Origin of the sequence: Nocardiopsis listeri NBRC 13360, from assembly GCF_001570765.1 — a bacterium.
Taxonomy (GTDB): Bacteria; Actinomycetota; Actinomycetes; order Streptosporangiales; family Streptosporangiaceae; genus Nocardiopsis; species Nocardiopsis listeri.
Genome location: NZ_BCSH01000001.1, coordinates 18,676 through 42,772, shown reverse-complemented (window position 1 = coordinate 42,772; position 24,097 = coordinate 18,676). Strand labels below are relative to the sequence as shown.

Genomic DNA, 24,097 nt, shown 5'->3' with positions numbered 1-24,097 from the left:
CGTTCCCCACCCGTGGTTTCGAGCCGTCCGCAGAGTGGATGCTATCCGCGATTCAGGACAGAAGACAACGGAACACTAGTTTTCGGTCAATCCACTGCGAACATTCAGACCCTGTCACAACTGGCAATTCCACGACACTGTTACCGAAAGGAAATGCCCGATGTCCGTGGACATCGGGCACTACGGGGTGAGGCGGGAGCGATCAGCCTCCGTGCCGCTGTTGGACCTCGGAGAGATACCTCATGGCTTCTTCCGGGTCCAGGAGCCAATTGGCGTAGTCAGGCGGGTAGTCCCACCCCTGGATCCAACGATCTGCGATCTCGGGATGGTGTTGCGCCCCCTCGATGAGCCGGTGGAAGTAATCCGGCAGGTCGCCCTGATCCCAAATGGTGGAATTCATCTCAGACCACAGCTGGTTGTGCAGACCGAATTTCCAGAACCGATCGAACATGCCGACCAGGAAGTCCTCGTCGAACTTCCCGTCTCCGTGTTCCATGATGGCCTCGAGGTAGGCCTTCGCACAGTGCATGGAGTTGTTCCAGCTCTGACCGACGTAGGGGTCCATCGTGACGACGACATCGGCCATACCCAGCACCCTCCCTCCGGACGGCAGAACCCCGACAGGGTTGCGCACCTGAGGGGTGACCTCGTCGGTGAGGGTACTGTTGTCGCCGTCGATCAGCGCCGCGTCCTTGACCCGCTCGTAGTATTCCGGAGCGTAGCGACGCATCAGATCCTTCATCCGGCGCAGCTGTTCCTCAGGGCCCGGGCGGTCAGGCCAGGCGTCCATCGGTCCGCCTCGTTTGTCCACCATGACCAGGGCGTGGCAGGGGCCCTCCTGGCTGAGGATGGGCATGAGGATGGTGTTCCCGGCCTCTGCTGCGGAGGCCGCCCAGCCGACGTTGACGTCGTCCTCGGAGTCCGGCCACACGTCGTAGATCAACGCCTGGGCCATGGAGCGGGGTCGGGCTCCGCTGAAACGGCTCTCGTCGTAGTCGAAGAGTTGACCGAGTTCCCCATGGCCGACCGCGACGATGATCAGGTCGAACATCCGGGAGAAGTAGTCGAGGTCGGTGACGGTGACGCCGTGGATGACGACCTTGCCCCCACGGTCCTCGAAGAACTCCAACCAGTCGGCCATCTTCACTCGGCGGTCCACCGACACCATGTAGTCGTTGTTCCGGCCGGTCCTACCCACGAAGGACAGGGCAGGGTTGTCCGCCCCTGGGTAGAGATGGATCCGTTGGTTACGGACCTGCGGGGACAACACACTCCACAGGTCGAGGTCGTACTCCCGCTCGTGGCTGAGAGCCGTGGGGAGAGTGAATTGCGTGACGGAGGACCGTCCCGTCCGGATCTCCGTCGAGGACTGCCCCGTGATCACCGTGACGTCGTAGCCATGGGTCAAGAGCCCGTGGGCCAGGTGCAGGCCGGCGTGGCCGGCGCCGACGATAAGGATCTTGCGCATTGTGTCGCTAACTTTCCTGGGAATCTACGGGGCTGTGGGGAGGGTCGAACACGAGTCCGAGCGGCCCCCGCCCGTCAGGCGACGGGCTCGCTCGTTCGTTTGTGCTCCAGCGCGTACCGCAAAAGGGTCTTGAGTACGTCGCCGCCGGACATCCGGTGCCGTGCGTCGAAATCGATGATGGGCACCTCCGGGCTCACCTCCAGGGCCTCACGGACCTGATCCGAGGTGTAGTCGAGACGGCCCTCGAACTTGTTCAGCGCCACGATGTAGGGGATGCGCTTGTTCGTCTCGAAGTAGTCGACGGCGTCGAAGGAGTCCGCGAGCCTTCGGCAGTCGACCACGACCACGGCACCGACGGCGCCACGGACGAGATCGTCCCACATGAACCAGAACCGGGCCTGACCCGGTGTACCGAACATGTACATGACCAGCTCGTCGTCGATGGTGATGCGACCGAAGTCCATCGCGACGGTGGTGGTCGTCTTGTCCGGTGTGACCGAGGTGTCGTCGTGTCCGACGCTGGCCTCGGTCATGATCGCTTCGGTCGTGACCGGTGGAATCTCCGACACCGAGCGCACCAAGGTCGTCTTGCCGGCGCCGAAGCCACCGGCGATGACGATCTTGCTCGACATCTTCTTGCGATTCGACCTGTTGTCACTGGAAAAGTCGTTCGAGACCACGAAGAGCCCTCTCCAGAACCTGGTTTTCCGATGGACTGCTGCCGGTGATGGTCGGGTGGATGTACACCAGGTCCTGCTCAGCCAGGTCACTGACCAGCACCTGTGTGACGCCCAGAGGGATGTTCAGCTCGGCCGAGACCTCGGCGAGCGACCGCGTCTCCCGGCACAGCTTGTGGATGTTGATCGACTCCGGCATGAGGGTGCCAGGAGGGTCCTGCCCGGGCTCGGACGTCGAGACCAGGGTCTGCACCATCAGCGGATGCCGTGACCGGGTACGCCCACCCGTGAAGGTGAACGGGCGGACACGGTTACTCCTTCGCCTTCGGAAGCTCATAGCCGAGGCAACCTCATTCCTGCCGAACCGTTACGGAACACGCCGTCGTCAGTTCTGGATGACTTCGCGCAGCTGCGAGCGCAACTGCGGCGTGAGCACGTGGGCGACGTTGTCCACGAGCTTGGCCATCTGGAAACCGACGATCTTCAGCTCCGTACCGGGTGCGGTCAGCACCGCCATGCAGGAACCGTCACTGATGGCCATGATGAAGAGGTGGCCGTGGTTGAAGCGGACGAGCAGCTGCTCGCACTCACCTCGCTGGAACAGACCGGCTCCACCGACCGCCAGACTGTGCAGGCCGCTGGAGATCGCCGCGAGCTGTTCCGCGTGCTCTTCGGGGAAGTCGCTGGAGTGGGTCAGCACCAGGCCGTCGGAGGAGACCACCACGGCGTGCTCGACACCGCGCACGTCCCGGACGAACCGGTCGATGAGCCACGAGAAGTTCTCAACGCTGTCGTTCGTGGATTCAGTCATGCTTGTGCTCTACCTGCCTCGGCCGAGTTTCTTGATTCGCTGGGGGTCTGGGAGACGGCGGGACCGCGCGGTGCCGCGCGGGTCGCCGTGTCGATCGTCATTCCTGGTCGCCCTCGAGCTCCTCGCCTTCGAGAGCGGCGCGTTCCCCATCGAGGAAGTCGCCGATCTCGTCACGGATCTGCTCCGCTCGGGCCTCACCGGTGAGCTTGGGCGGTGTGTCCTCCCTGCCCTTCGGCGCGGGCGGCGGGTTGTCCGAGAGCGCTCCGGGGTGCGGCATCATCCGCAGCGGCGAACCGTGCGGGGTGGCGCTGCGTCGAGGCAGACCGGCCGCCGTGACGGCGGAGCTCCCGCCGGTGGACGGCTTGAGTGCTCCGTTGGCTCCGGGGGAACCGTTGGTGCCGTTGGTCTTGCCGTTGCCGGTCGATCCGATCGGTGTCACGGAGGCGCTCGCGCTCGGAGTCGTCGAGGTTCGGGCCTGTCCGGGTACCCGGGGGGTGGCGACCCGCAGAAGTCCCTGGGGGATGATCGTGTAGGCACTCACCCCACGGAACGAGCGAGGCTCCAGGCGGGCCTCCAGGCCGTGCTTGCGGGCGATGCGGCTGGCCACGTACAGGCCCATGTGCCGGGGCACCTCGTCATCGAGGACCGGTTCGCCCTCCAGCCGGTTGTTGAGCTCGGCCAACTGGGACTCGGGGATGCCCACGCCCTCGTCCTCGACGACGATCATCAGGCGCCCGTCGTCCAACTCCTGGGCGCTGATCACCACCTGTGAGTGCTCGGGCGAGTTCGCCGTGGCGTTGTCCAACAACTCCGCGAGGAGGTGGCTGATGTCGTCGGCCGCCAGACCGGTGATGGAGGCCTAGGGGATCTTGCCGAGGGTGACCCTGGGGTAGTCCTTGATCTCCGAGGTAGCGGCGCGGGCCACGTCCAGCAACGGAACGATCTCGTCGTGAGCGTCGGACTCGCCACCGTCATGCCCGGTCAACACCAGGAAGTTCTCTCCGTTACGCCGCATACGGGTCGCGAAGTTGTCGATCTGGAAGAGCTTGTCGAGCAGGTCGGGGTCCTGAGCGCTGGTCTCCAGTTCCTCGACCATCTCCAGCAGCGCGTCGACCAGGGAGAGGTCGCGCATGGCCAGGCCGGCGAGCGCCTCGTTGAGGAGGTCTCCGGTGGAGTCGCGCAGGACCTCGGAGACCGCCTCGGCCGCCTCCGTCTTGGCGGCGGTCTCCTCCTCTTGGACCACTCCGTCCTCGGGCTCGGGGGCGGGGGTGGGGGCCTCGGTCTCCTGCTCGATCGGGGTCTCGGCGTTCGGCCGATCCCGCTCCGGGGCCGTCTCCTCGCCCGCCTCCTCCGCCCGGGTGAGCGCCTTGTCCTGGCGCACCTCCGGAGAGAGGGTCGGTTCCGCGCGCTCGGCGAAGAGCGTGGCGGCCGACTCGGCGGTGATCACCTGCGGCTGCTGCCCGGCTGCGAGCACGATGACGTGCTGGACGGGCTGACCATAGGGGTTGATCTGGCCGTAGGGCGCGAACTGGCCCGGGTAGACCATCGGCTGCCCCGGCAGGACGTAGCCGGGCGGCTGGTAGGGCAGCGGGTAGGCGTTCTGGTACGGCATCGGCTGCGCGTAGGCCTGATAGTGCGGCGCGGGCTGCGGGACCGGAGGCTGCGGCGGCTGCGGCGGGTAGTCGGCCCGCGGGTACCCGGCGGGTGGAGCAGCGGGGTGGGCTTCGTGGTACGGCCGCTGGTAGTAGTACGAGTTCGGCTCGTACCCGCCTCGGTAGCCGTGGTCGGGGTACCCCTGGGGGCCGGGGTGGGCGGGCGGGCCCTGGTGGCCGTACGGCCCGGGGTGCCCCTGTCCCTCCCCGTGACCCTGCGGTGCGCGGTACTCGTACGGGGCCGCGGGTCCCTGCCGTCCTCGCGGACCGTAGGGGTCCTGACCGTCCGGGCCCCGATCCCAGCCCTGCTCCGTGCCCTGGTGCCTGGAGGGAGAGGGGCTCTGCGACTCGTAGGGCGTCGGCGGGCCCTGCTCGTGTCGCGACGGCCGCCGCTCCTCCCGCGGGGGCGCCCAGTGGCCTTGCGGCGCCGGGGGCTCGGCCGGCGGCCGCGGGGTCTCCGGCGGCGCTTCCGGACGCGGTGGTCGCGTGCCGCGTCCCTCGGCTCCGTACGGATCGGAGACCACGTGCTGCCCCGGCTCGGGCCGGTGCTCGACCCCGGGGGCGGGTGGGGACACGGGGGCCTGGGGCCGCTCCGTGTTCTCTGACGGGGTGGGGATGTCGGTCATGGTGTCCGTGGTGGCGGGAGTGTTCTGGCTGCGGGGTTCGGGCTCGTCGAGCCCGACGCCGCGCCACTGACCGACCGGGGTCGCGCCGGTGTCGACATCGTCGACCTCGACGTTCCTGGTCGTATAGGGGTTGGGGACGCTCACCCTGGAAGCGGGACGGTAACCGTTCTCGGCGGACGCGGAGAAGGGTCCGGTGGAGGGCTCCGTCACGGGTGTGGCCTCGCCGCCCGACGAGCGGTCGTCGGGCTCTTGCGAGTGCGGATGCACGGGCTGATGCACGGGATTTCCTAGCTCGGTCTCCGGTGACGGGGGTTCCTGGGACTTGACCATCCGGGAGATGGCCCGGCGGAATCGTCCTTCACGCCTGGCTCCACGCCCACCCTCCGTCGACATCATCTTGGCCAGGGAGTCGTCATCGCGTTCCTGCGGTGACTGCGCCTGTGCCACAATCTCGTCTCCTCGAATCAGGTGGGCGGCTCGGCGGTGGCCCCGCACCACCGCCCCGACCAGGGAGGATGAAACTTCGGGGCCTTCGATCGGTTCCCTGGCGGTCCAGGTTCCCCGATCGCCGGGGGAACGCCTCGACGGCCTTCGGGGCCGAGGGAACGTGTGGTCGGGCCCGTCACCGGGCCGGGCGGCGTGCGCCCGACCCGGAGGACAAGTGTCCGCGTTCCACACAATTCCCGTTCTTCCACCGAGAACCGTCGTTCGGTTCGTCAGACTAACAAAGGACGCCCCGCTTGACAGAAGAATCGGAGAAGGGGTGGAAAAGCCCCAGATGAAACCCACATGACGTGCGAGAACGCCCTGCGTCCAACACCCCGAACGCCCCCTGGAGCGCGGCATTTATACCTTTTGTCTGTTTTTAGCCAGGTGTCATCAGTATCACGAACAATCGGCCCTGATCTGGGTCACGCGCCCCCGAAAGAGTGCTAGGAAAGATCCAGACCGGTCTGACCTGGAGCGGCGTTGACGAGCGCGGCCATGTTGCCCGGAGGCTGTCGGTTCTCGTGCAGGATCTGGTGGGCCTCGCCGATCTCGTCGAACCCGACCACCTTGGTCACGCACGGGTCGATCCGACCGCTCTCGACAAGGTGGATGGCCATACGGCACTGGGCCGGCGAGGCGAAATGGGAACCTTGCAGACGCTTGAGGCGCATCCACAGGAAGCGCAGGTCCACATCGGCCTGGAAGCCGGAGGTGGCCCCACAGGTGACGACCATGCCCGAGTTGTCGCACAGGTACAGGGACGTGGGCAGGGTGTCGGCCCCGGTGTGCTCGAACACGATGCGGGGCGAGCGCCGCTCCCCCACCTCGGCCCAGAAGCGCTTGCCGAAGGCGCGTACACCGCGGAACCACTCGGCGTAGGCCTGGGTGTCGCTCTCGTCGGGAACCCTTCCCCAGTGGTCGAACTCGGTCCGCAGGATGGTGCCGACCGCGCCGAGTTCGCGGCACACCTTCGCCTTCTCCTCGGTGGAGACCACGGCGACGGGCAGCCCACCGGCCTGATGGACCAGCTGGATGGCGGCGGTGCCCAGACCGCCCGCGCCACCCCAGATGAGGACCGGATCGCCGGGACGAACGGTGTGGGGCGGCCAGCCGAACAACTGCCGGTAGGCGGTGGCGACGCTGGCGAGGAAGCCGCCCGCGACGTCCCAGGGCAGGGACTCGGGTTTGTGGTGCAGTTGGACGTCCTTGACCAGGGTGAACTGGGCGAAGGACCCGTGGTTGTTCTCATAGCCCCACACCCGCATGGTCCTGGAGGCGATGGGGTCGCCGCCCATGCGGATGTCGTCGGCCGCCTCGTCCCACTGACCGGAGGCCATGATGACGTGGTCGCCGACCCTCACGTTGGTGACACCGTCGCCGACGGCCCAGACCACACCGGAGCCGTCGGACCCGCCGACGTGGTAGTCCTCGGGCTCCCCCGCCTTCTCACGCGCGGCGATGACGTCGGCCGGGTGTCCCTTGGCCGCCCAGATGTTGTTGTAGTTGATCCCCGCGGCCATCGTGTAGATCAACACGTGCCCGGGCTTCAGTTCGGGGACCGGCACGATCTCCCGCGCGAACGCGTCTCGGGGCTCTCCGTAGCGTTCCCTGCGGATGGTGAAAGCGTGCATGCGCGTGGGCACGTGGCCCAGTGGCGGAACCTCTCCGATTTCGTACAGGTCCTTGGGCATGACGCAGCGGTTCCTTTCGACGACCGAGTTCCCTGAGTAGGGCCGGGGTGTGGTCGGGGGCGGATCGAGCGGTCGGGAGAACGCGCGTGCGATTGCACGCGCGAGGCGAGACTACATTCACTTCGTATACCCGCGCATAAACGGACATTGGATAATCAAATGCGCCTCGGTCCGTAATAAACGGCGACAGGACAGGGCGGAGGGGCGGACGTCCGTCGACGCCCGCCCCTCCCCGCCGTTATCGGTACCGTTCGTTCCGCCCGATCACTCCTGGACCGGCCGCAGTTCGCCCTGAATGAGGGCGAGGATGACGTGGTTGTCCTGGTATTGCTCGTTCTGCGAGGTGGGTGTGTCCGTCGGAAATTCCTCGACCCGAATGCCCTCGACCGCCGGGGACAGGTACTTGTAGGTCCAGATCGGGATGCGCGGCAGGAGTTCGTTGAAGATGATCGAGAGACTCTTCAACGCCTCCTTCTGCTCTTCCTCACTCTCGGCGCGCTGGGCGGTGTCCACCAGTTCGGCGATGTCCACCTCTCCCTGGGAGGGACTCTCGACCTGGAGGTCGAACCCCTGGCCCGGGGAGTCGTCGGTACCGGCGTTCTCGGTCAGGAAGTTCATCTGGAACGCGCCCCAGTAGTCGGGCTGTTCGGGGTTGCCCCAGTGCCGGACGGCGACCTCGAAGTCGCCCGCGCCCCAGATACCCCACGGGTTGTCCTCGGGTACGTTGCGGGCCTCGGTCTTGATCCCGAAGTCGTTCCAGGCCTCCTCCACCTGGGTGGCGGTCAGCTCGAAGTCACCCCAGCCGGCGACGCCGATGACCTCGAAGCTCGCCTCCTCACCGTCTGGCAGGAACCACTTGCCGCCCTCCAGGGTCCAGCCGGCCTCCTCCAACAGTTCGGTGGCCTTCTCGTGGTCCTGGTCGTAGTTCTCGAACCCGGTCAGTTCCTCGGCGGTGAAGATCTCCTCGGCCTGGATGTCGGCCAGCCCCGCGTAGTGTTCGACCCTGCCGTAGGCCTCGCCCCGGGCGACCTGCCCGATCTGGTCGCCGTCCAGGACGTAGGCCAGCGCCTTGCGCACACGCACGTCCTGGACCTCCGGCTTGGCCCGGTGGTTGAACATGATGCCGCAACCGTCGTAGCCGGCGTGCTCGATCCAGCGGAACCCCTCCACGCCCTGGAAGGCCTGCTGGTCGGCGGCGGAGGGCGCCAGGGTCGAGTAGTCGACGTCACCGCTCTGGATCAACAACGCGGACTGGCGGTTGTCGCCCTTGTGGACGACCACCTCGTCGAACGCGACCTCGGTTCCCTGGTAGCCCTTCTCGTTGCGCACCAGCGTGATACGCGCGTCCGACATCTGCGCCTCGTCGAACTTGTACGGACCACTGCACACGATCTCGTCGGGGTCGAACTCGATGAACTCGGCGTTCCAGGCGGCGTGCTCGTCATCGCCCTGGCGGACACCGTCGTTGACCATGTCCAAGGCGGGTTCCCCGTAGCCCTCGTAGGTGGTCTTGGAGACGATGCGGTGTTTGATGATGCTGCGCTCGATGTTGGGGAACGGGTTCTCGAAGCCCAGCCGCACGCTCAGGTCGTCCAGCTTCTCCAGGTCCTGGACCTGCGGGAACCCGAAGCCCCATGACGGAGCCTCCAGGACGCGCATGGCGTAGCTGCGGATCATGTCGTCGGCGTTCAGGTCCGAGCCGTCACTCCACTTCAGGCCGGACCTCAACGTCATGACGAGGTCGTCGCCGTCCCACTCGTGGCCTTCGAGCAAGAGGTAGTCCCATTCCTGGGTGCTCCAGTTGTAGACACCGCCCGGGCACAGGAACAGGTCCTTGTACACCGAACCGAGCAGCAGCGCGCCGTCCTCACGGTGGACGTTGCGGGTCATGGAGTCCAGGTCGAAGTCGAAGACCCCGGTGAACCGTGTGGTGCCACCGCTCGCGGCATCACCGCCGGCACAGGCCGACAGGAGCCCGGCACCCGTGGCGCCGGCCGCGCCGATCCCCATGGCCCGCAGGAGGCGTCGTCTGCTCAGGTCCTGCCGGATCGCGTTGTGGAGGGGGTGGGGGAAGGTCATGGTTGACGTTTCCTTTCCAGGAGGACGGCGAGCAGACCGAGGCTGAGGACGACCAGGCCGATACCGACGGTGACGACGCTGATGACGAACTCGGCTGTGCCGGGGGATGTGAACACGGCCATGAGGACGCAGGCCAGGGTGAGGAAGGATCCGACGAGGACACCGAAGCGCCCGACGAGGAGGAGCAAGGTCCCCTCACCCCCGGGTGACGACGTGACAGGCGAGCAGCCGGTCGTGGCCGCGCACCAGCGGGGGCCGCACGGTGTCGCAGTCGCCCTCGGCGTAGAGGGGACAGCGCGGATGGAAGTCGCAGCCCGGTGGCAGGTCGGTCAGATCGGGGATGTCGGCGTCGCGCAACCGCACCCGTTCCTTGTCGTGCACCAGGTCCGGGTCGGGTTCGCACACCGCGGAGACGAGCGCCTTGGTGTAGGGGTGCCGCGGATCGTTGACCACCCGGGGGGTGGTGCCCTGTTCGACGACCTTGCCGAGGTACATGACAGCGATCTCGCCGTGCCAGGCGAAGTACTTGGCGACGGCGAGGTCGTGGGTGATGAACAGGAAACCGACGCCGATCTCGTCACGGAGTTTTCCGAGGGTGTTGAGGAGACTCACCCGGATGGACACGTCGAGCATCGACGTGGACTCGTCGGCGATGATCACCTCGGGGTTCATCGCCAGGGCACGAGCCACGGCCACGCGTTGCCGTTGGCCGCCCGACATCTGGTGGGGGTACTTGTCGAGGTGGTCCTCGGCGGGGGTCAGGTCCACGCGTTCGAGGAGTTCGGCGGTGGCGCGCCTGGCCTCGGCGTGGTTCTTCACCATCTTGTGCCGACGCAACCCGGCGGAGACCGTGGAGTAGACGGTACGGACCGGGTTGAGGGAGGCGTAGGGGTCCTGGTGGATGTACTGGACCGAGCGGCGGAAGGCGGCGCGTTCCTTCCGATCCATCGTGGCGACGTCCTTGCCGTGGAACAGCACGGAACCGGCGGTGGGGTCCGCCAGGGCCGCGGCCATGCGGGCCGTCGTGGTCTTGCCGCAGCCGGACTCCCCCACCAGGCACAGGACCTGTCCGGGGCGGACCTGCAGATCGACACCGGCGACGGCGGGCACTTCGCCTCGGGGTGTCTTGAAGGTCTGGCGAGCGCCCTTGAGGGTGAGCACCGGTTCGGTCGTCGTCTCGGTACTCACCGGGGTGGTGGCCAAGGTGTGGTCGATCAACGGGAGGCCCCCTCTGCGTGGAGTTCGGCGTCGGTGGAGCGCAGGCAGGCCGCCGCGTGAGCGAGACCCTCGTCTCGGGGGACGAGCACGTCCAGCTCCGGGCGGGTGAGGTCGCATGCGGGCAGGGCGTGGGCGCAGCGCGGGGCGAAGGAACAGCCGGGCGGCAGCGCGTGGAGGCTGGGCGGGCCGCCGGGCAGCGATTCGGGGACGCGCAGATCGCCGACGACCGGGGGCACGGAGTCGATCAGCGCCGAGGTGTAGGGGTGCCGGGAGCGGTGGAAGATGTCGCGGGTGGTGCCGGTCTCGATGAGGCGCCCCGCGTACATGGTGCCGACCCGGTCGGCCAGGGCGGCGGCCAGACCCAGGTCGTGGGTGATGAAGACCATCGAGAAGCGCAGTCGTTCGCGCAGTTCGGCGAGGCGTTCCACGATGGAGCGCTGGGTGAGCAGGTCCAGGGCGGTGGTGGGCTCGTCCAGGATCAGCAGTCGGGGGCGCAGTGCCAGGGCCAGGGCGATGAGGCTGCGCTGTCGCATGCCGCCGGAGAGTTCGTGGGGGAAGGCGTTCAGGACCCGGGCGGGGTCGAGCCGGACCATCTCCAGGAGTTCGGCGGACTCTTCGAGGATCTCCCGCCGGGGGCGTCGACCGCCGCCCTCGTGGGCGCGGAAGGTGTCGACGAAGTGATCCTCGACGCGCAGCACCGGATTGAAGGCGTTCATGGCGCCCTGGAAGACCATGGCGGCCTCGCTCCAACGGAAGCGGCGCAGTCTCTCCTTGTGGAGGGTGCGCACGTCGACGCGGGTGCCGTCCTTGCGGCGGAAGAGGATCTCCCCCTTGGGGATGACTCCGGTACGCGGCAGCAGGCGGAGCAGGCCCAGTCCGAGGGTGGTCTTGCCGCAGCCGGACTCCCCGACCAGGGCCATGGACTGGCCGGGGTGGAGGTCGAAGGAGACGTCGTGGACGGCGGTGACGTGGGCCCGGCGCCCGGTGCGGTAGCCGACGTCGACGCCGCGGACCGACAGCAGGGCGCCGTCGTCGGTGTCCGGGTCGGTGGGGAGGTCGTTCACGGGGATCACCTGTCCCGGAGTCGGGGGTTGAGGGCCTGTTCCAGGGAGCGGGTCATGGTGACCAACCCGATCTGGAAGAGCATGATCATGACCATCGGAGCGATGAGGAAAGGCGCCGCCTGGGGCAGGAGGAAGGCGTTGTTGTCCCAGGCCTGCTGGATCATCAGTCCCCAGTTGTCGGCGGTACTGGGCAACAGGCCGAGCAGGTACATGCCGACGACGGCGTAGATCGCGTTGGTGATGGCGATGATGAAGTTGATGAAGATGTAGCCGGCCATGTTGGGCAGGACCTCGACGAAGAGGATTCGGGCGGTGCCCAGGTCCTGGAGGCGGGCGGCCTCGATGAACTCGCGTTCCTTGAGGCTGAGCACCTGCGCTCGGATCGATCTCATCAGGAACGGCCAGGTGACCAGGCCGATGATGAAGGAGACCACCAGTGGGGACGAGGTCCGGTAGAAGGAGGCGATGACCAGCATCAGCACGATGAACGGGACGGTCATCGTGATGTCGGTGACTTGGAGTAGGAAGTGGTCGATCCGGCCTCGGACGTAGCCGGCGACCGCGCCGAGGACGACGGCGATGGCGACGGTGATGAGGGCGGCGACGAAGCCGACCCAGATGGGTTCGCGACCGCCGAGGACGAGTTGGGTGAAGGTGTCCTTGCCCTCATGGTTGGTACCGAGCCAGTGTTCGGCGTTGGGGGCACCCCAGATCTTGGCGACGTCGGTGGGGTTGGCGGGGTCCACGAACAGCGGCCCGACGAAGGAGAAGAGCAGCACTCCGAGGACGAGGCAGAGTCCGATGAATCCGCTGGTACTGCGGGTGATGCCCTGCCAGATGGTGCCCCAGACGCCGGTGGCGTGGGCGGGGGCTGTGGTGACGGCCATGGCGTACGTCCCCCTGCTAGTTCTGGATGCGCGGGTCGAGCCTGCTGTAGAGCAGGTCGGAGATGAGGTTGGCGACCACCACGCACGAGGTGATGATGACGAGCAGGCCCTGGAGGAGCGGGTAGTCGCGGTAGTGGACGGCGTCCAGCAACAGACCTCCCACGCCCTTGTAGACCAGGACCTGTTCGACGAAGATCGCGCCGCCGACGAGGGTGCCGAAGGAGATGGCGATCTGGGCGACCAGCGGCAGGACCGCGTTGCGGCCGACGTAGGCGGTCGCGATGCGGGTGTCGGGCAGGCCGCGGGCTCGGGCGACGGTCACGTAGTCCTCGCCGAGGACCTCGGTGGTGGAGGCCTTCATGACGAGCATCCAGGTGCCGATGATGGCGAGGACGTAGGTGAGGATCGGCAGGGCCGCGTGGTAGAACGCGTCGCCGACGAAGGTGGGTGTGAAGCCGGGTTCGACCCCGGGGCTGAGGGTGCCGCGTAGGTCGATGGGGTCGAACCAGCCCAGGTACATGCCGCCGCAGACGACGAGGACCATGGCGATGAGGTAGTTGGGGATGGCCCCGAGGACCGAGGCGAGCACGCTGAGCACGTGGTCGATGACCTTGTTGCGTCGGTAGGCCATGACCATGCCCAGGGTCAGGCCGAGCCCGATGGCGATGAGGGTGCCCACGCCGATGCTGAAGAGGGTCCAGGGCAGGTAGGCGCCGATGGCCTCGGTGACGCCGACCCCGGGGCGGTTGATGGTGCCGCCGAAGTCGAAGGTGAGCAGTCCGACGAAGAACTCCCACCACTGCCGCAGCAGGGGCGCGTCGGGGTCGTAGGCGAGGGAGTGCATCGCGATGGCGCGCGCCTCCTCCATCGACATGCCGCCCTGGGTGAGGCGACCGGCCATGACGTCGATGGGGTCGCCCGGCATCGCGCGGCCGAGGAAGAACGTCGCGTTGGCGACCACGAACACCACGACGACGGCCTTGCGGACCTTGACGAAGAGGTGGTTGCGCCAGATCCGTCGTAGGAGGGTCGTCTTCCGTGATGTGGAGGGCCCGGCGTCACCGGTGTCCGGTGGCGGGGCGGCCGCGAGTTCGGTGGCCACGGGGCTCCTTCGGGCGAGGGGGCTGGGAGGGGTGAGGGCGCCACGTTTCTATTAGGAAACTTTCCTAATAGATGGTCACCGTAACCCCATTCATGTGGCGCACACCACCCCCGTGACCAAACGGCGTCCTTCGCGCGACCTGATCGCCACCACAAACCGAATAGACGGCCACAAACCACCCGACAGTGTCCGAACGGAGGGGGGCACCCCCCGAAGGTCGAGGGCACCACATGACGTTCGGGGGTACTGGCGGCATGTGCGTGCTCCGTACCGTTGCCCCGCAGACGCCCACGAGTGCGTCATCGGTGGGCCCGGTCCACCGACGACGCGCAGAACAGCAAAGGGAAACCCCCGTGCCCCCAGCACGTACCGTCATCCGCGGGACCTCGGCCGGCCTGGCCACCGGTCTCGCCCTGTCCCTCCTCGCGACCGCGCCGGCCGCGGCCGAACCCGACGACCCGAGCCTCGTCGACGACACCGCCGCCATCGACGCGCTGGCCCCCTTCCACGACCAGGAGATCGACTGGGCACCGTGCGAAGAAGCCCACCTCTCCGGGTCCGAAGCGGAATGCGCCTGGATCGAGGTGCCCCTCGACTACTCGGCTCCGGAGGGGGAACGCATCGAGATCGCCATCCTGCGCATGTCCGCGTCCGACCCCGAGGCGCGACGGGGCATCCTCCTGAGCAACCCCGGCGGCCCCGGCCTCTCCGGCCGTGACCTCGGTATCGAACTGGCCCTGGACTCACGTGCGGGAGAGGTCTACGACAGCATCGGCATGGATCCTCGGGGAACCGGAGCCTCGACCTGGATCGACTGCGAAGGCGAACCCCCGCCCAGTTACCCACGTCCCACCGACGAGCAGATCTCCGAGGTCACCCGGGAGACGATCCGGTACGCCCGGGACTGTGACACCAACGCCGGCGACCTGATGCCGCACATGACCACGGCCGACACCGCCCGCGACATGGACGTGATCCGCGCCGCCCTGGGCGAGGAGCGCGTCAGCTACGTCGGCTACTCCTACGGCACCTACCTGGGCGCGGTCTACGGAAGCCTGTTCCCCGAACGGCTCGACCGCAGCGTGCTCGACTCACCGGTGAACCCGGACGGCATCTGGCGCGAGGACTCCCTGGCCCAGGCCCCCGCCTACACCGCGAACGTGGAGCGGTACGCCATCTGGCTGGCCGAGCACGACGAGGTGTTCGGAATGGGCGGGAGCCCCGACACGATCATCCGGACCTTCGAGGAGACCGCCGACCGTCTCCAGGAGGAACCCCGACCCGACCTCTTCTTCCCGGGTGGCTTCGACGGAAACGACTTCATGGCAGTCGTGGGAGAGTTCGCTCGTGACCAGAGCGAGTGGGACGGCAGTGCCTGGTTCCTCAAGGCCCTTGTCGAAGACGAGCCCTTCCCCGAGGAGGAGCCCGAGGGCGGGTTCGAGGAGGACACGGATCCCGAACCCGAGATCCCCGAGGACGAACTCGACCTGTCCGGTTACAACTTGGACCTGCACACGGCGGTCATGTGCGAGGCCGAGTGGCCGGAGGACGTCTCGATCTACCACTCGGACATGCGCGACTACCGCGACAACCACCCCTACGGCTCGGGCGCGTCCTGGACCGGCCCCCAGGCCTGCACCTTCAGCGAGAAGCAGCCGACCGAACCATTGGTGGACCTCGTACCGGCGGGCAGCACCGGCCCGCTGATCATCGCCGCGGAATACGACGCCAATACCGCCTACGCGGGCGGACCCGCCATGGCCAAGACCCTGGACGGCTCCCTCCTGACCATCACCGACGAAGGCGGCCACGGGTTCTACGCCTCCCTCGACCCGGTGGACCTGGCCCCCCTGCACCCGTGCGTGGACGACGCGGTGGACGCCTACCTCGTGGACGGCACCGACCCACAGGACCTGGAGTGCGCGGGACTGCCCCGACCGGAGACGACCTCCGATGGACCCGACACGGAGGAGCTGACCGACCTGTTCCAGCGGTTCGAGGACTACGACGGGGCCGAGCCCACGCCTGCCCGGGCCCTCGGACGCCACTGATCCTCGACCACGACCGAGAACGGCCCGCATCGGTGGATGTTTTCACCGATGCGGGCCGCCTCCGTGGACGGGGAAGCCGTCGCGTCCCCTCATGTGTCCCTAGATCTGTGCGTCCTCTAGGGTTCCGGTGGTCTGCTCTCCGTACTGGCCGATCAGGCACAGGTACTCACGGTCGCCCTGCGCCCAGCCGTCCTCCGTCGGCATGAGGCTGGAGAAGTCCAGCGCCGACTCCATGTAGTCGGTCCCGACGAAGTCCTCGAAGGCGTCGACGCAACCCTCGTTGACCATGTCGTTGAGGGCGTCGCCCTCCGGGTAGGAACCGCTCTCGTCGAGGGTGCCCTCGTAGTAGACCTCGAGGTCGTGCGGCTCCGAGCAGTCGATCTTGGGGACCGAACTGACGTTCTCTTCGGTGTCGGCGCTCCACTCGTTGATGCAGTCGCCGGTGCTGAGGACGAAGACGTCCTCGTCCTGCGCACCGAGCGGCTCGGGCTCCCCGGACTCGGGATCGGCGAGGTCGGTCTCCTCATCCACCGGCTCCTCGCTCTCGATCGGCGTGGGGCTCGGCTCGGGCTCCGCGCCCTGGAAGGCCGGAGGGAGGAACGGGAGCCCACAGGCGCTGAGGGACAGGACCGCACCCACGGTCAGGGCGGCCAGGGCGGCACGGCCGGGCAGGTACCGGTGGGCTTGGGACACCATTGCTCACTCCAACGAGATCGTCTCTGCTGCGCCGATCTTGGTCGACCGGCACCACCTATATCGATGCGCCGGATCCGGAGAAGGTTCCATCGACCTGCGGATTTCGTGAAAATAAGCTAAAAACCAACCGACCGACGCCTCTTGGACACACCGGTCGGCATCGGTCGAAAGCGGTCGAAGATCAGCGGCCGGAGGCTTCGAGCGTGCCGGTGGTGGACGGGTCACCGATGACGTAGCAGAGGATCTCGCGGTCGCCCGCGGCCCATCCCTCCGCGACCGGGGTGAGGTAGCCGGCGTAGAACTCCGACTCGTACCACTCGACACCGATGAACTCCGTGAAGGCCGCGCCCTCACAGAGCTCGGCCGCGGTGTCCCTGATCTCGTCGTCACCGGGGAAGTCGCCCTCGGGGAGGATCTCGCTGTGGAAGAACTCGGAGTCGTGCGACTCGGAGCAGTCGACCACCGGGATGCCGGTCACCTCTTCGCCCATCAGGGCCGTCTGCATCTCCTCCTCGTTGAAGCAGTCACCGACGCCGACCTCCATGACGTCCTGCGTCCCACCACTGGTGGAGTCCTCACCCTCCGAGGCGCTGTCGATCCCCACGGTTCCACCGTCACCGGCGGCGCCCTGCTGGCTCTCCAGCGCGGTCTGGACGATTCCGCAGGCGGACAGGGAGAAGACCGCTCCGGCGGCGAGCAGGGTGAGGGACGCGGCGCGAACGGCGGGGAGGAAAGCGGACATGGCGGTCTCCGGCCTAGTCAAGGGACAGGGGTACCGAACCAGGAACAAGGGGGTCTTCGGCAGAAAGACAATCCACCACATATTGACCGGTTGTCAATTCGGTTTCCCTTCGCCACGGAGGCGTCACGGGCCTCGACTCTTCGTGGTCGACGACAGCGCCCCGAGCCGGGGGAACACCCTGGAAACGACGAAGGCCCCGGCCGACTCTCTCCGTCGACCGGGGCCTTCACCCACTGTGCGCCATCAGGGACTCGAACCCCGGACCCGCTGATTAAGAGTCAGCTGCTCTGACCGACTGAGCTAATGGCGCTTGTTCTCCGCCGGACCCTTGGGCCCTCCGCGGCAACGAGGACAACTCTACCGGATCCTCGGAGCGACTCGTGCCGTTCAGGGCCCGTTCGCCGCGGGTTGTGCCGCAGACCACTGGGCACAGTACCTTCCGATCGGCGCCCCCGCCGGCCCGACGACAACGAGCGAAGGCCCCGGTGATCGTTTCCGATCACCGGGACCTTCGTCTGGTGCGTCATCAGGGACTCGAACCCCGGACCCGCTGATTAAGAGTCAGCTGCTCTAACCAACTGAGCTAATGACGCCCGACCCCCGCGGGGAACCTCGCGGCTCCCTGCGGCTACGGATGAAACTCTAGCAGGACCGCGGGGTGGCCGCGAACCGGATTCGGGGCCGGCCGAGGGTCGGCCCCGTCACATCGTGGATACGCCGGCTCCCTAGGAGAAGGCCATCACCAGGAAGACGATGATCCCGATGGCGAGGAGGACGCCGACGCCCGCCAGCACCAACGGAAGGATCGGGCGGCGTGGGGCCTCTTCGGGTTCGGGGTTGTCGTCGACGAAGCGGCGGAAGTGCTGCGTGGTTCCCGCCGGGTCCATGTCGGGATCGTTGTTCTGCGTCATGGGGTTGACACTAGCGACTCATGGCACCGGTGAGCACCCCCCGACGCAGAATCGGTCGATCTCACAACCGACCGTCGTCGGTGCGAGGACCCGAGGTCGGGGCGATGGCGGTCCCGTGGCCGCTCTCCTCCTCGTGACCCGATCGAAAACCGAACGTAAGAGGATTGCCGCAGACTCAGTGCGGGTGCTCGGATCCCGGTCGGTACTTCCCCGCGGCCGAGCCCGCGCCCAAGGGCCCGGCGCGAAGAACCGCGGCCATCCGGGCCGTGGGAGAGATCCCTCGTGCCGGGTCCACCCGTTCCACCACTCGCACCAAGGCGTCCGCCGTGTGTTCGGGGTGCGCGTCCAGCCACGCCACGGCCATGCGCAGCGACAGGGGAAGGCCACCGGCCAGTTCGGCCACCCGACGCAACGCCTCTTCGGGGTGGCGCCGCTCCCCCAAGAGGGAGCGCAACAGCGCCACCGCGTCCGCGGTTCCCAAAGCGTCGATGGGCAGTGCGCGCACACCGTCGCGGACCAACAGGTCCGTGAGCCAACCGCGACCGGTCACCACCGCGGCGCTTCCGGGGTCGCCCGGCAGGAGGGGGCGCACCTGGTGAGCGGTGGAGGCGTTGTCCAAGAGCAGGAGCACCCGCCGTCCGGCCATCAGGGAACGCAACCGGGCGGCGGTCTCGTCCGCCTCGTCCTCGGCGGCCGACAGGTCCACGGATCCGACGCGACCCGCCGACAGGGAGCGCACCAGACGACGCAGCACCTCGGTCGCCTCGCGAGGCGTGCCGTCCGGACGGCGCAGGTTCACGTAGAGGCGCCCGTCGGGGAAGTGCGCGGCGACGGAGTGCGCCCAGCGGACGGCCAGGGCGCTGGCGCCGGCCCCGGCCGGCCCGCGGACCAGGACGCTCACGGGGGTGGCGGCGCAGGGGTCGACGAGACGGTCGAGTTCGGCCAGCGTCTCGGCCCGGCCCACGAGCGTGTTCGGGGCGGCGGGGAGTTCGGCGGGCACCAGGGGCCAGGGGCCGTGTTCGTCCTCGCGCGCGGGGTCGGAGGCTGGGTGGGGACACGTCTCGCGGTGGGCCCTGGGGCGCGGCACCGAAAGACTCGGGGCGCCCGAGCGGGTCGCCGGGAGCGGATCGGGGCCGGGGGCGGCGGCCACCCGGGTGGAGCGCCCACCGACGCCCGAATCGCCGCGCAGGACCCCGTGGAAGGCCGCCAGGAGCTCACGGCCGGGGGCGAGGCCGGGTTCCTCGGCGAGGGCGGAACGGGCCCGGGAGTAGGCGTTCAGGGCCTCGCTCCGTCGGCCGCACCGGTACAGGGCGACCATCTGCACCCGGACGAGGGGTTCGCGTCGGGGATGGGAGAAGACGATGGGCGCGACCCGGTCGGCGACGCGTTCATGTTCGCCCCGGGCCAGGTCCGCGGTGAAGGCCCGTTCGGCCACGCGCAGGAGTTCTTCCTCTATCGGCGGCACGTCGTGGCGGTGCAGGACCGGGGAGGCGACGTCGGTGAGCACGGGCCCGCGCCACAGGCTCAGGGCTCGACCGAGCAGGTCGGCGTGGGCGTCGGTCTCACCGCGTTCGGCCGCACGGTCGGCCTTGTGGACCAGGGAACGCAGACGCAACAGGTCACAGCGGTGTGTTCGAAGGTCGACGCGATATCCGTCGTCGGTGCTACGGATGAGGGGGTCGCCCAGATGCTCTTCGAGGAGGGCTCGGAGGCGGGCCACGTGGACCTGGAGGGCGCCCCGGGCCGCCGGCCCGGGTTCGGTCCACACACGGTCGATGAGGTGGTCGGTGGGCACCGATACGCCCGTGTTGAGGAGGAGGGCGGCGAGCAGGGAGCGGCGGCGCTCACCGCGCAGGCGGAGCGGGGAGCCGTCGACGTGAAGGGTGAAGCGGCCGAGCAGACCGACCCGGATACCGTGGGGTTCGGGCGGCCCGTCCTCGGTCGACTCGTCCTGTGGACCGACCGGGCCGAACCGCGCCACAGTGCCCTCCCTCGTGTCCCGGGTACGGCGGTTCTCCGAAAATCCCGGAAGTTGCACCGCTTCGTCCCAGCGTGCCCGCTGAGCTGGGATCCCGCAATCGGAACAGGGATACTTGCCGCGCGGACCGTCCCTTGAAATCCTTGAATCTCCCGGTTTTTCCCGTCCGTGCGTTGACTCTGCACCGCGACCGAAAGAAACTTTCCTTCATGGCGCAAATTCCGAAGTCTTCAGGCGAATCCGTGAACCCGGATGAGGGCCCGGCGCCGAGCGCACCGACCACGGTGTTGCGAATCCGCTCCCTGCTTCCCTCCCTCGCCCCCGCCGAACAGCGGGTGGCCCAACGGGTCATCGACGACCCCGAGCGGGCCGCCGCCTCCTCCATCACCCAGCTCGCCAAGGACTGCGCCACATCCGAGGCCACCGTCATCCGCTTCTGTCGCACCATCGACTTCAGCGGGTACCGGGAGCTGCGTCTGGCCCTGGCCACCGAGGCCGGTCAGGCACGCGGCGCCCGCAGCAACATCCCCGAGCTGTCCAGCGACATCAACCCCGACGACACCCTCGTCACCGTCGTGCAGAAGATCGCCTACACCGACGCGCGCGCGGTGGAGGAGACCGGCGCCGCCATGGACGTGGAGGTGCTGCGCGCCGTCATCGACGCCCTCGCCAACGCCCGGCGCATCGACATCTACGGGGTGGGCGCCAGCGCGTTCGTGGGGGCGGACCTCCAGCAGAAGCTGCACCGGATCGGTCTGACGTCGTTCGCCTGGTCGGACGCGCACGTGATGCTGACCAGCGCCTCCCTGCTGGAGGACACCGACGTGGCGATCGGCATCTCGCACAGCGGCACCACCATCGACACCGTGCAGGCGCTGAGCGAAGCCGGCAGGCACGGCGCGAAGACGGTGGCGATCACCAACTTCCCGCGCTCGGCCATCGGGTTCGCCGACCACGTCCTGACCACCGCCGCCCGCGAGACCACGTTCCGTTCCGGTGCGACCGCCTCCCGCCTGGCGCAGCTGACCGTCGTGGACTGCCTGTTCGTGGGGTTGGCCCAGATCCGGTACGCCGACAGCCGGAGCGCGCTCGAGACCACCTACGAGGCGGTGCGAGGGCTTCGGCTGCACGAGGACCGTAAGCGCCGCCGCTCCGAGTCCCCGCCCGGGAACACCGACGGCGGTAATGAGAGCAGTACCGACAGCAGCACCGGAAGCGACGACTGAGCCGCGACCCGGACCGAAGAGGAGAGCCCATTGCACGGCAGAGACGGACGAGCACAGGACCGAGCCGACGATCATGAGGCCGTGATCGTACGGTCTCCCACCGAGACCCGGAACTCCGGCACCTACGACATCGACCTGTTGCCGGCGCTGGAGATCCTCCGACAGATCAACGTCGAGGACGCCACGGTCACCGCGGCGGTATCGGCCGTCCTGCCGCGGCTCGCAGAAGCCGTGGAGCTGGGGGTGGCCGCCCTGGAGCGGGGTGCCACCATCCACTACTTCGGCGCGGGCACCTCCGGGCGGATCGCCGCGCAGGACGCCGCGGAGCTTCCACCCACCTACGGGGTACCGGCGGACTGGGTGGTGGCGCACCACGCGGGCGGCGGGGACGCCCTGTCCAAGGCCCTGGAGGGGGTGGAGGACGACTGGGAGGCCGGCCGGGTGGACGCGGCGGGGGTGACCGAGGGTTCCCTGATGGTCGGCCTGGCGGCCAGTGGCCGCACCCCGTACGTGGGAGGCGCCTTGGAGGCGGCCCGGGAACGGGGCGCGGCCACGGTGCTCATCACCGCGAACCCGGACGCGCCGCTGGCCTCGGCGGCGGACGTGCACGTGGGCGTGGCCACGGGCGCGGAGGTGATCGCCGGTTCGACCCGGATGAAGGCGGGCACGGCACAGAAGCTGCTGTTGAACGCGTTCTCCACCGCGGTGATGGTGCGGATCGGCCGGACCTACTCGAACCTGATGGTCGGAGTGGACGCCACCAACGGAAAACTGCGCGGGCGTGTGCTGACGATCCTGGGCGAGGCCACCGGCCTGGACGAGGCGGCCTGCGCGCAGGCGCTGAACGCGGCCGAGGGCGACACCCGCGTCGCCCTGGTGACGTTGCTGGCCGGGGTGGACGCGGAGCGGGCCGCGGACGCGCTCAAGCGTGCCCGCGGCCGGGTCCGGGTGGCCCTGGCCGAACTCGGCGTCGGCGAAACGAAGTAGGACGAAGTCGGGTCACGGCCCGGCCGGGTCTCCCCCGGTCGGGCTCACCCGTCCAGGACCGCGCCGATGAGGCCCAGCGGGGGCGCGCCCAGTTCCAGCAGCTCCCGGTGGAAGCGCGACAGCGAGAAGTCCTCACCCCACTCCCGCCGGGCACGTTCGCGCAGGGCCAGGATCTCCAGCTTGCCCCAGGTGTACCGGCCGTAGGTGGGATCGAAGGTGGCGCGCCGGGCCTCGGCACGGGCGGCCGGTCCGCGCAAGGCGGTGTCCTCGGTGAATCGCGCGGTGGCCTCCTCCACCGTCATGGAGCCCGAGTGCAGGCCGATGGCCACGGCCAGGCGCGTGACCCGGACCAGCGCCTCCAGCCACACCCCGATCTCGAAGTGGTCGGCGGTCCACTCGGGGTCGTCGATGCGTTCGGCGGCGTAGGCACCGAACCCCTCGTCCACACACACCTCCTCGACGTAGTGCGCCCACCCCTCGACGAAGGACATGGACGGCAGCGCGCGCCGCACCGGGCTCTGGAGGCGACGCAGGGCGCGGCCGTGCGAGTAGTGGCCGGGGGCGACCTCGTGCGCGCTCACCGCGGGCAGGGTGGTGTGGCTGAACATCTCCAGCCATTCGTCGGCCTCCTGCGCGGACCACTCGGGGTCGGGCGGGTTGACGTAGTAGAAGGACGCGGTGTCCTCCTCCCAGGGCCCGGACCAGGCCATCATCGCGGTGCCCCACCGCAGGGCGGGCGGTGGCACGTCCACCCTGCACTCACCGTCGCCGTAGGGGGCGAGGGAGCGCTCTGCGGTGAACTCCAGGCACAAGCGCGTCCACTCACGGGCCGCGTCGAGGACCCCGTCCGCGCCGGGGTGGTTCCGGGTGAGTTCGCGGGCGAACTCCATGGGGTCGCGGTCGGGTGCCAGGCGCCCGACCGCCTCGGCCAGTCGAGCGCGCAGCCGGTCGCGTTCGACGTCGGCGCGTGCGGCCAGGTCGTGGAGGTCGACCTCCATGGCCTCGCCGATGCCCATGAGACGAGAGAGCGTCTCCGCGCCCAGACCGGCCTGCTCCGGGCCGTGTTCGGCGGCGTGTTCCAGGTGTGCCATCAGTCGGGAGTGCGCGACCAGGGCGGCGTCGCGAACGTCCTCGGGCAATTCGTCGGGCAGGCCACCGATGAGTCCCCGCGCCGCGGTGAGCAGCGACTCGGCGATGGGCGCGGAGACACGGTCCAGGGACGCCAGGGCGTTGTCGGCCAGCCACGGCCACAGCCGCAGGTGTGCGAGGCGGGCGGCGTCGCGTTCGGCGGCGGGGGCGTAGTCGCGTTCGTAGTCGGACAGGTCCATCTCGCCGATGTGGAACAGGGGATTGGCCCGGTGCCACTGGAGTTCGCCCAGTTCGTGCCGGAGCGCGTTCTCGAAGGCGGCCAGGTGCGCCTCGTCGTGGGCGTCGTCGAGCGGGTCGCCGCCCAGGTCTTCGAGGTGGTCGCGAACGCCCGCCGGTGACAGGTCGGCGGCCCTGCCGTCGTAGGAGTGGAGTCCGGCGTGCCCGCGCATGGCGCCGGGCAGCAGGTCGGCGATGGCCCTCAGCCGCGGGGGGAGCTCCTCGTGGGAAGGTACAGACATGCGGCCGACCCTAACGTTCCCGCGCCTGGTCGGTCATGCCCTTGACGCGCTCCCCCGGCACGTTCGGTGAAGGCGCCGGCCACTCCGGCGTACGCACACTCGACCACCGGGAACCGGGTGGCACGCTCGGTCGTC

The 24,097-nt window shown here is 68.5% G+C and carries 21 protein-coding genes and 2 tRNA genes; 3 read left to right on the top strand and 20 right to left on the bottom strand.

Translation table 11 applies throughout. The features are described from left to right. Positions 1–202 precede the first annotated feature (202 nt). From NLI01S_RS00185 to NLI01S_RS00130, 13 genes are all read right to left on the bottom strand, one after another. Positions 203–1,468: a styrene monooxygenase/indole monooxygenase family protein gene (locus NLI01S_RS00185; protein ID WP_067597164.1), complete on the bottom strand. Its 1,266-nt coding sequence runs from the start codon at positions 1,466–1,468 to the stop codon at positions 203–205. 74 nt (positions 1,469–1,542) lie between these two features. Further along, complete coding sequence (locus NLI01S_RS00180) at positions 1,543–2,100, bottom strand: GTP-binding protein (protein WP_067597162.1); 558 nt, start codon at positions 2,098–2,100, stop codon at positions 1,543–1,545. 22 nt (positions 2,101–2,122) lie between these two features. Further along, complete coding sequence (locus tag NLI01S_RS00175; protein ID WP_084392184.1) at positions 2,123–2,482, bottom strand: DUF742 domain-containing protein; 360 nt, start codon at positions 2,480–2,482, stop codon at positions 2,123–2,125. A 48-nt stretch (positions 2,483–2,530) separates the two neighbouring features. Beyond that, positions 2,531–2,956 carry a roadblock/LC7 domain-containing protein gene (locus NLI01S_RS00170; RefSeq protein ID WP_067597160.1) on the bottom strand — a complete coding sequence of 142 codons (426 nt, stop codon included), beginning with the start codon at positions 2,954–2,956 and terminating at the stop codon, positions 2,531–2,533. Positions 2,957–3,053: 97 nt separating this feature from the next. Further along, positions 3,054–3,761 carry an ATP-binding protein gene (locus NLI01S_RS26160; protein ID WP_263363261.1) on the bottom strand — a complete coding sequence of 236 codons (708 nt, stop codon included), beginning with the start codon at positions 3,759–3,761 and terminating at the stop codon, positions 3,054–3,056. A gap of 54 nt (positions 3,762–3,815) precedes the next feature. Continuing rightward, positions 3,816–5,681 carry a hypothetical protein gene (locus tag NLI01S_RS00165; RefSeq protein ID WP_223809043.1) on the bottom strand — a complete coding sequence of 622 codons (1,866 nt, stop codon included), beginning with the start codon at positions 5,679–5,681 and terminating at the stop codon, positions 3,816–3,818. 485 nt (positions 5,682–6,166) lie between these two features. Then, positions 6,167–7,414: a crotonyl-CoA carboxylase/reductase gene (gene ccrA, locus NLI01S_RS00160; RefSeq protein ID WP_067597157.1), complete on the bottom strand. Its 1,248-nt coding sequence runs from the start codon at positions 7,412–7,414 to the stop codon at positions 6,167–6,169. Between the two features lie 264 nt (positions 7,415–7,678). Further along, on the bottom strand, positions 7,679–9,493 hold the full coding sequence (locus NLI01S_RS00155) for an ABC transporter substrate-binding protein (RefSeq protein ID WP_067597155.1): 1,815 nt from the start codon (positions 9,491–9,493) through the stop codon (positions 7,679–7,681). Then, positions 9,490–9,681, bottom strand: coding sequence for a hypothetical protein (locus NLI01S_RS00150; RefSeq protein ID WP_067597153.1), 192 nt, complete (start codon positions 9,679–9,681; stop codon positions 9,490–9,492). Before NLI01S_RS00150 ends, NLI01S_RS00155 begins: the two co-directional genes overlap by 4 nt. A gap of 7 nt (positions 9,682–9,688) precedes the next feature. Then, a complete protein-coding gene (locus NLI01S_RS00145; RefSeq protein WP_067597150.1) occupies positions 9,689–10,711 on the bottom strand; it encodes an ABC transporter ATP-binding protein in 1,023 nt (340 codons plus the stop codon). Next, positions 10,708–11,775, bottom strand: a complete 1,068-nt coding sequence (locus NLI01S_RS00140; RefSeq protein ID WP_067597480.1) for an ABC transporter ATP-binding protein — start codon at positions 11,773–11,775, stop codon at positions 10,708–10,710. The genes NLI01S_RS00145 and NLI01S_RS00140 overlap by 4 nt, the downstream gene beginning before the upstream one ends. Positions 11,776–11,780: 5 nt before the next feature. After that, positions 11,781–12,662: an ABC transporter permease gene (locus NLI01S_RS00135; RefSeq protein WP_067597147.1), complete on the bottom strand. Its 882-nt coding sequence runs from the start codon at positions 12,660–12,662 to the stop codon at positions 11,781–11,783. Between the two features lie 16 nt (positions 12,663–12,678). Continuing rightward, positions 12,679–13,764: an ABC transporter permease gene (locus tag NLI01S_RS00130; RefSeq protein WP_067597144.1), complete on the bottom strand. Its 1,086-nt coding sequence runs from the start codon at positions 13,762–13,764 to the stop codon at positions 12,679–12,681. 353 nt (positions 13,765–14,117) lie between these two features. Between NLI01S_RS00130 and NLI01S_RS00125 the strand changes: the two genes are divergently transcribed. Further along, on the top strand, positions 14,118–15,815 hold the full coding sequence (locus tag NLI01S_RS00125; protein ID WP_067597142.1) for an alpha/beta fold hydrolase: 1,698 nt from the start codon (positions 14,118–14,120) through the stop codon (positions 15,813–15,815). Positions 15,816–15,914: 99 nt separating this feature from the next. Here the strand turns inward: NLI01S_RS00125 and NLI01S_RS00120 are convergent, their stop codons facing one another. The 6 genes from NLI01S_RS00120 to NLI01S_RS00095 all read right to left on the bottom strand — a co-directional run bounded on the left by NLI01S_RS00120 (position 15,915) and on the right by NLI01S_RS00095 (position 20,145). Next, the gene (locus tag NLI01S_RS00120; RefSeq protein ID WP_067597140.1) at positions 15,915–16,511 is read right to left on the bottom strand and encodes a septum formation family protein; all 597 of its coding nucleotides are present in this window, start codon (positions 16,509–16,511) and stop codon (positions 15,915–15,917) included. A gap of 181 nt (positions 16,512–16,692) precedes the next feature. Then, positions 16,693–17,253 carry a septum formation family protein gene (locus tag NLI01S_RS00115; protein ID WP_067597135.1) on the bottom strand — a complete coding sequence of 187 codons (561 nt, stop codon included), beginning with the start codon at positions 17,251–17,253 and terminating at the stop codon, positions 16,693–16,695. A 236-nt stretch (positions 17,254–17,489) separates the two neighbouring features. Then, a tRNA-Lys gene (locus NLI01S_RS00110) sits at positions 17,490–17,563 on the bottom strand. A 206-nt stretch (positions 17,564–17,769) separates the two neighbouring features. Continuing rightward, positions 17,770–17,846 (bottom strand) — tRNA-Lys (locus NLI01S_RS00105). 132 nt (positions 17,847–17,978) lie between these two features. Next, positions 17,979–18,164 (bottom strand): hypothetical protein, encoded by a 186-nt coding sequence (locus tag NLI01S_RS00100; protein WP_067597126.1) that lies wholly within the window; start codon positions 18,162–18,164, stop codon positions 17,979–17,981. 175 nt (positions 18,165–18,339) lie between these two features. Next, a complete protein-coding gene (locus NLI01S_RS00095; protein ID WP_067597123.1) occupies positions 18,340–20,145 on the bottom strand; it encodes an AfsR/SARP family transcriptional regulator in 1,806 nt (601 codons plus the stop codon). A 206-nt stretch (positions 20,146–20,351) separates the two neighbouring features. On the opposite strand from NLI01S_RS00095, the gene NLI01S_RS00090 reads away from it, so the two are divergent. Beyond that, positions 20,352–21,368: a MurR/RpiR family transcriptional regulator gene (locus NLI01S_RS00090; RefSeq protein ID WP_067597119.1), complete on the top strand. Its 1,017-nt coding sequence runs from the start codon at positions 20,352–20,354 to the stop codon at positions 21,366–21,368. Positions 21,369–21,398: 30 nt separating this feature from the next. Further along, on the top strand, positions 21,399–22,355 hold the full coding sequence (locus tag NLI01S_RS00085) for an N-acetylmuramic acid 6-phosphate etherase (protein ID WP_067597116.1): 957 nt from the start codon (positions 21,399–21,401) through the stop codon (positions 22,353–22,355). Positions 22,356–22,399: 44 nt separating this feature from the next. Here NLI01S_RS00085 and NLI01S_RS00080 read toward each other — a convergent pair whose 3' ends face one another. Further along, positions 22,400–23,962, bottom strand: a complete 1,563-nt coding sequence (locus tag NLI01S_RS00080) for a DUF885 family protein (RefSeq protein WP_067597113.1) — start codon at positions 23,960–23,962, stop codon at positions 22,400–22,402. Between the last annotated feature and the right edge of the window lie 135 nt (positions 23,963–24,097).

Coding starts and splice junctions, on each gene's coding strand:
- NLI01S_RS00185 (WP_067597164.1), bottom strand. CDS start 1,468: ATGCGCAAGATCCTTATCGTCGGCGCCGGCCACGCCGGCCTGCACCTG.
- NLI01S_RS00180 (WP_067597162.1), bottom strand. CDS start 2,100: ATGTCGAGCAAGATCGTCATCGCCGGTGGCTTCGGCGCCGGCAAGACG.
- NLI01S_RS00175 (WP_084392184.1), bottom strand. CDS start 2,482: ATGAGCTTCCGAAGGCGAAGGAGTAACCGTGTCCGCCCGTTCACCTTC.
- NLI01S_RS00170 (WP_067597160.1), bottom strand. CDS start 2,956: ATGACTGAATCCACGAACGACAGCGTTGAGAACTTCTCGTGGCTCATC.
- ccrA (WP_067597157.1), bottom strand. CDS start 7,414: ATGCCCAAGGACCTGTACGAAATCGGAGAGGTTCCGCCACTGGGCCAC.
- NLI01S_RS00155 (WP_067597155.1), bottom strand. CDS start 9,493: ATGACCTTCCCCCACCCCCTCCACAACGCGATCCGGCAGGACCTGAGC.
- NLI01S_RS00135 (WP_067597147.1), bottom strand. CDS start 12,662: ATGGCCGTCACCACAGCCCCCGCCCACGCCACCGGCGTCTGGGGCACC.
- NLI01S_RS00120 (WP_067597140.1), bottom strand. CDS start 16,511: ATGGTGTCCCAAGCCCACCGGTACCTGCCCGGCCGTGCCGCCCTGGCC.
- NLI01S_RS00115 (WP_067597135.1), bottom strand. CDS start 17,253: ATGTCCGCTTTCCTCCCCGCCGTTCGCGCCGCGTCCCTCACCCTGCTC.
- NLI01S_RS00100 (WP_067597126.1), bottom strand. CDS start 18,164: ATGACGCAGAACAACGATCCCGACATGGACCCGGCGGGAACCACGCAG.
- NLI01S_RS00090 (WP_067597119.1), top strand. CDS start 20,352: ATGGCGCAAATTCCGAAGTCTTCAGGCGAATCCGTGAACCCGGATGAG.
- NLI01S_RS00080 (WP_067597113.1), bottom strand. CDS start 23,962: ATGTCTGTACCTTCCCACGAGGAGCTCCCCCCGCGGCTGAGGGCCATC.